This is a genomic window from Nocardia sp. NPDC003345 (assembly GCF_053589395.1).
In genome coordinates, this window is the sequence record NZ_JBSFRU010000385.1 from 1 (window position 1) to 5,580 (window position 5,580).

6 protein-coding genes are annotated in these 5,580 nt (G+C 68.2%); 4 read left to right on the forward strand and 2 right to left on the reverse strand.

The annotated features are described in order from the left end of the window. Positions 1-86: 86 nt before the first annotated feature. A complete protein-coding gene (locus ACWDU1_RS28685; RefSeq protein WP_450003214.1) occupies positions 87-659 on the forward strand; it encodes a hypothetical protein in 573 nt (190 codons plus the stop codon). Between the two features lie 10 nt (positions 660-669). Here the strand turns inward: ACWDU1_RS28685 and ACWDU1_RS28690 are convergent, their stop codons facing one another. Next, on the reverse strand, positions 670-1,020 hold the full coding sequence (locus tag ACWDU1_RS28690; protein WP_450003216.1) for a UBP-type zinc finger domain-containing protein: 351 nt from the start codon (positions 1,018-1,020) through the stop codon (positions 670-672). A gap of 987 nt (positions 1,021-2,007) precedes the next feature. Beyond that, positions 2,008-2,778: an IclR family transcriptional regulator gene (locus ACWDU1_RS28695; RefSeq protein WP_450003218.1), complete on the reverse strand. Its 771-nt coding sequence runs from the start codon at positions 2,776-2,778 to the stop codon at positions 2,008-2,010. A 68-nt stretch (positions 2,779-2,846) separates the two neighbouring features. Here ACWDU1_RS28695 and ACWDU1_RS28700 point away from each other — a divergent pair, with 68 nt between their 5' ends. The 3 genes from ACWDU1_RS28700 to dgoD all read left to right on the forward strand — a co-directional run. Continuing rightward, the gene (locus ACWDU1_RS28700) at positions 2,847-3,854 is read left to right on the forward strand and encodes a 2-dehydro-3-deoxygalactonokinase (protein ID WP_450003220.1); all 1,008 of its coding nucleotides are present in this window, start codon (positions 2,847-2,849) and stop codon (positions 3,852-3,854) included. After that, positions 3,851-4,513: a 2-dehydro-3-deoxy-6-phosphogalactonate aldolase gene (locus ACWDU1_RS28705; RefSeq protein WP_450003221.1), complete on the forward strand. Its 663-nt coding sequence runs from the start codon at positions 3,851-3,853 to the stop codon at positions 4,511-4,513. The genes ACWDU1_RS28700 and ACWDU1_RS28705 overlap by 4 nt, the downstream gene beginning before the upstream one ends. Positions 4,514-4,562: 49 nt before the next feature. Beyond that, positions 4,563-5,580 (forward strand): galactonate dehydratase (dgoD, locus tag ACWDU1_RS28710; protein WP_450003223.1); only part of this gene is annotated, 1,018 nt, incomplete at its 3' end.

Consider the following 5,580-nt stretch of genomic DNA (forward strand, 5'->3'; position numbering starts at 1 on the left):
GTCCTCCCCGCATCCTCCGATCGGAGGATGCGGGCGCGTTCCCCCCGGATTTAGCGTTCTCGCAGGTCGGTACCAGGGAGGGCGCAATGCTGGAGACCATCCGGGACAACCCGGTCGCGACGATGATCGTGGCGTCGGAGGTGGGGCTGTGGGTTCTGCTCGCGGCCGGTCTCAGCGCGCGGTATCTGCTGCGGTTGCGCACCCTGGGCGCCGTGCTGCTCTGGGGGATCCCCCTGCTCGATATCGCGCTCATCGCGGCCGCGGCGGCCGACCTGCACCGGGGCGCGCGACCGGGGGCGGTACACGGTCTGGCGGCGATCTACCTCGGCGTGAGCGTGGCCTTCGGTCCCGCCGTGGTCCGCTGGGCCGATATCCGGTTCGCGCACCGGTACGCGAATGGTCCCGCGCCGGTGAAGCCCGCCAAGGGCAGCCGGGAGCGGGTGGCGGCGACCTGGCGGGAGTGGTATCGAGTGGTGCTCGCCGCCGTGGTCGCGTCCGCGGCGCTGGGTGTGGTGATCGTGACCGTCGCCGAGGGCGAGCAGGTCGGCGCGCTACTGACGTGGATCGGCCGGGCCTGGTCGATCACCGGTCTGTGGCTGATCTTCGGACCGGTGTGGGAGGAAGCGAGCGCGCGGAGCACCGATGCGCGGCAGTCCTGAGAGGCCCCGATCAGTGGATATGGTCGCGCCAGTCCGCCGGAACGCGGTCTCGCGGCCCGGGGATGGTCTGGGTGGACGGATGGTGGTGCGGCGGAGCGAGCTCGGGCCCCGATTCGAACATCTCGGTGGTGCGGAAATCCCAGAACCACTCCTCACCGGGTTCGAAGCTCTGGATCAGCGGATGCCCGGTCCGGGCGAAATGACCGGAGGCGTGCCGGGCGGGGGAACTGTCGCAGCAGCCGATATGCCCACACTGGGCGCAGCGGCGCAGATGCACCCACCAGCCCTGCTCCTGTTCGCACTCCACGCATCCCGGGCCGCTCGGCGGCACGGCCGGATCGACACCCTCGACTGTCGGCATCGCGGTCCTCTCGCAATGGGCGGGTGGCGGCGAATCCGCCGCACGGAATCTGCCCGCAGTAGCGTAACGCGACGGTCCGCCCTCCGGGATGAACCCGCCCGTGCGGGGTGCGGCGCCGTGCCGATGCCGCCGTTCCCGGGGTGCGCCCGGCCCCGGTGACGAAAAGAACGGTCCGCCGGACGCTACCGTCCGGCGGACCGCTCGCGCGGGCGTCCCCGCGCCGATGGCCTTGCCGGTTATTCGGCGGAGAAGGTCGCCAGGCCCCCGAATCCGCTGAGGATATCGGAAAAAGCGCTCAGAAGGTCGCCGAGGCTACCCAGATCCACTGAACCCATGTTTTCGCTCCTGTTCGTATCGCTCGATCCGGCGAGGCCGATTGCGCCGCCACAGATATTGATAGTCATGTTATATAAACGTTATCGGTCGGACAGGTTAAATGGAATTGAACTGTATTCCGGACAGTAATTGTCCTGAGGTGTCCGGGGATCGTGGAAGATCAAATACTGATCTGATCTCGAATCGGTGCCGGCGCTTCGAATGCGTGCGAAATTCACGGTTACCGGATGTGGTGCCGGCGCTGGCCGATGCCGCCGTGTGGACGGCTGCGACCTGCATCTATGTCATTCGATTGACTCTGGAGTCACCGCTGACGCAGCGGGATTCGAGGCAATATCAATTTACTGGGTGGCCAATTGATGATCATTTCACGAGGTTTCACCGCTGAGGAATTTGGCTTTCCTCGTCGAATCGATCGCGGCGGTGGAGATTTCCGCGATGATGTACATCCGAAGCCGATGTGGCGGTACCCGGCTCGTGAAATACCGCCGGGCCTTGCGTTTTCGGCGATCGGGTATGCGAGAGTGCGGCGTCGATATCACCGGACCGGTGAGATACGGCATGGGCAATTGCCCGGCGCGGCGTCCCCGAAATTTTCTGCGATGCAGTGAATTCGGCGGTACGACTCGGCGCGTGACGTTCGCGGCGACCTCATATCGCTTGATAGCCGAGGGCTGCCGAGATCCGGCCTGCCGCCCGCCGCACCACCGGGACCAGTCCGCGCATCCGCTCGTCCGGCATATACGGAGTGGTCGCCGAGACGCTGACGGCGCCGACCACCGCACGCGATCCGTCGCGGATCGGGGCGGCGACACAGCGGATGCCGGGTTCGTTGTCTTCGAGATCCATGGCCGCGCCCGACCGGGCGTAGGCCCGCATCCGGGTGAGGAATTCGTCGAGTTCGCCGCGCCGGGCCCCGGGCGGGAGGGTCGCTTCGTCGGCGGCGTACTGCCCGGCCCAGCGGTCGGGGGCGTCCAGCAGCAGTGCCTTCCCGACACCGGCCCGGGTCAGCGGCATCCGGTAGCCGATGCGCGACCGCATCTCGGCGCCGCGCGACCCCGGGAGTTTATCGAGGTAGAGCACCGAACCACCGTCTTCGACGGCCAAGTGAACGGTATCGAGGACGGTATCGGACAGTTCCTCGAGCACCGGACGTGCCACCAGCGGAAGCGGGTTTCCGTGCAGCGCCTTGAAGCCGAGTTCGATGAGCGCCGGGCCGAGCGTGTAACCGCGGTTGTCGTGCCGCAGGAATCCCTGGACGACCAGTAACTGCGCGAGGCGGTGGGTGCTGCTGCGGCCCAACCCCGTCCGCTCCACGATCTCCCGCAATCCGTGGGCGCCGTCGGCGACCGCCCGGATCACCGCCAATCCCCGGGCGAGGGTCTGGGTGCCGGGCGGAACATCGTCGGGCGACAGGGTCATGAACTCTACCGTCCCATAAATAGGGACTGAGTTGGTAATACTGGGACCCTCTGGTCATAGTGACGGTCATGACACCCGACCGGCCAGAACTCCCGGCGCCGCGCCTCATCGCACTCGACTGGGGTACGACGTCGATGCGTTCCTGGCTGCTCGGTACCCACGGCCGGGTGCTGGACTCCCGGGATCACGGCGGCGGATTGCTCGATATGGCGGCCGGAACCGGCGGCGCCGACGCGGCGTCCCGCGCACGGGCCTACGAAGCGGCGTTCCTGGCGGTATGCGGGGACTGGTTGCGCGAGTATCCCGGCCTGCCCGCCCTCGCCTGCGGGATGGTGGGCAGCGCGCAGGGCTGGCGCGAAGCCGGCTATCTCACGGTGCCGGTGCGGCTGGACGGGCTGTCCCATGCGCTGACGGGCGTCGCGGCCGGGCAGGGCGTACTGCATCTCGTTCCCGGTCTGCGGGTCCCCTCCGATCCGCACGACGATATCGCCGGTGATGTGCTACGTGGGGAGGAGACCCAGGTCCTCGGCGCGCTCGAGCTGATCGGGGCACCCGAGGCCGCGCACACGCTGGTCCTGCCCGGTACCCACACCAAATGGCTCCGGGTCGACGACGGCAAAGTGGCCGCGTTCACCACGGCCATGAGCGGGGAACTGTACGGTCTGGTCACCCGGCACGGGCTGCTGAGCCATACCGGAGCGGCGCCGCGACGCGACGACGCCGCGTTCGCGCGCGGCCTGAACGCGGGGTTCTCCGCCCGTGCGCGCGGGCTGGGCGCCGCCCTGTTCGGCGCGCGGGCGCTGGTACTCGACGGGCTGCTGGCTCCGGCTTCGCTGACCGATTACGTGTCCGGCGTCGTTATCGCCGACGAGGTACGCAATCTGCTCCCGCACCAGGACGGCACCGGACCGATCGTGCTGTGTGGAAACGCCGACCTGTGCCGCCGCTACACCGTCGCACTGCGAATGCGCGGTGCGTCGACCTGGATCGTGAGCGGCGAGGACGCGGCCGCCGCCGGGCTGTGGTCGGTCGCCGTCGCGTCGGGCCTGGTCGCGCCGGACGGTAGTCCACGATGACCGGGAAATCGCACACCGTCACGACCGAGGAGGAGTACATGGCCCACCCCTTGCCCACCGGATCCGGACTGATCGCCATCCTGCGCGGAATCACCCCCGGCGATGCGCTCGCGGTGGGCGCGGCACTGGTGGAGGAGGGTATCCACGCCATCGAGGTGCCGTTGAACTCACCGGACCCGTTCCGCTCCATCGAACTACTGGCCGACCGGTTCGGGGCGCGGGTTCCGATCGGTGCGGGCACCGTCCTGAACGTGGCGGATGTGGCCCGGGCCCGGGCGGCCGGCGCCGTACTCGTCGTGTCCCCCGATACGAATGCCGAGGTCATCGCGGCTACCCTCGACGCCGGGATGCGGCCCTATCCCGGTGTGGCCACCCCGACCGAGGCGTTCACCGCGGTCCGTGCGGGCGCCCGTAGCCTCAAGATGTTCCCGTCCGACGCGCTGGGCATCTCCGGTATGCGGGCCGTCCGGGCCGTCCTGCCGGCCGAGGTCGAACTGCTGCCGGTGGGCGGCGTGGACGCCTCCAACCTCGGGGACTGGCTTGCCGCCGGCGCGGGCGGCGCCGGTCTCGGCACCTCGCTCTACCGGCCGGGCGACAGCGCCGATCAGGTGCGCGTCAACGCACGCCGGCTCTCGACAATCTGGGCCGCCACCCGATAGTGCCCGCTCGTCACCGGACAACGCAGTCCGCTGCACAGGAGGAAAGTTCATGAAGATCGCGTCGATCAGGACGTACACGCTGCCGCCGCGGTGGCTGTTCGTGCGCATCGAAACCGACGACGGCGTCGTCGGCTGGGGCGAGCCGGTGCTCGAAGGCCGGGCGTCCTCGGTCGCGGCGACGGTCGAGGAACTGTCGGATTATCTGATCGGCCGGGATCCGGGGCAGATCGAAGATCTGTGGACGGTGCTCTACCGGGGCGGCTTCTACCGCGGCGGCGGCATCCATATGAGCGCGCTGGCCGGTATCGACCAGGCGCTGTGGGATATCAAGGGCAAGGCGCTGGGCGTGCCGGTGCACGAACTACTCGGCGGCCGGGTGCGTGATCGCATCAAGGTGTACTCCTGGATCGGCGGCGATCGCCCGGACGAGACGGCCGAAGCCGCCCGGGCCGCGGTCGGCCGCGGTTTCACGGCCGTGAAGATGAACGGAACCGAGGAGCTGCAGTACCTCGATACCTGGGACAAGATCGACCGCTGCGTGGCGAATGTGGCGGCCGTCCGTGACGCCGTCGGCCCGAATATCGGCATCGGTGTCGACTTCCACGGCCGCGTGCACAAGCCGATGATGAAAGTGCTGCTGCGCGAGCTGGAACCGTATCGGCTGATGTTCGTCGAGGAACCGGTGCTGTCCGAACACGTCGACAGCGTGGTGGATGTGCTGCGGCAGTCGCCGATCCCGATCGCGCTGGGGGAGCGGCTGTTCTCCCGCTGGGATTTCAAATCGGTGATCGCCTCGGGCGCGGTGGACATCATCCAGCCCGACCCCTCGCACTGCGGCGGTATCACCGAAGCGCGCAAGATCGCGCATATGGCCGAGGCCTACGATGTGGCTCTGGCGCTGCACTGCCCGCTCGGCCCGATCGCACTGGCATCCTGTCTGCAGATCGACGCGGGGTGCTACAACGCGACCATTCAGGAACAAAGTCTGGGAATCCACTACAACACCACCAACGAGCTGCTCGACTATCTCATCCCGCTGGTGGGTGAGCCGGGCGAACCGGCCGCGC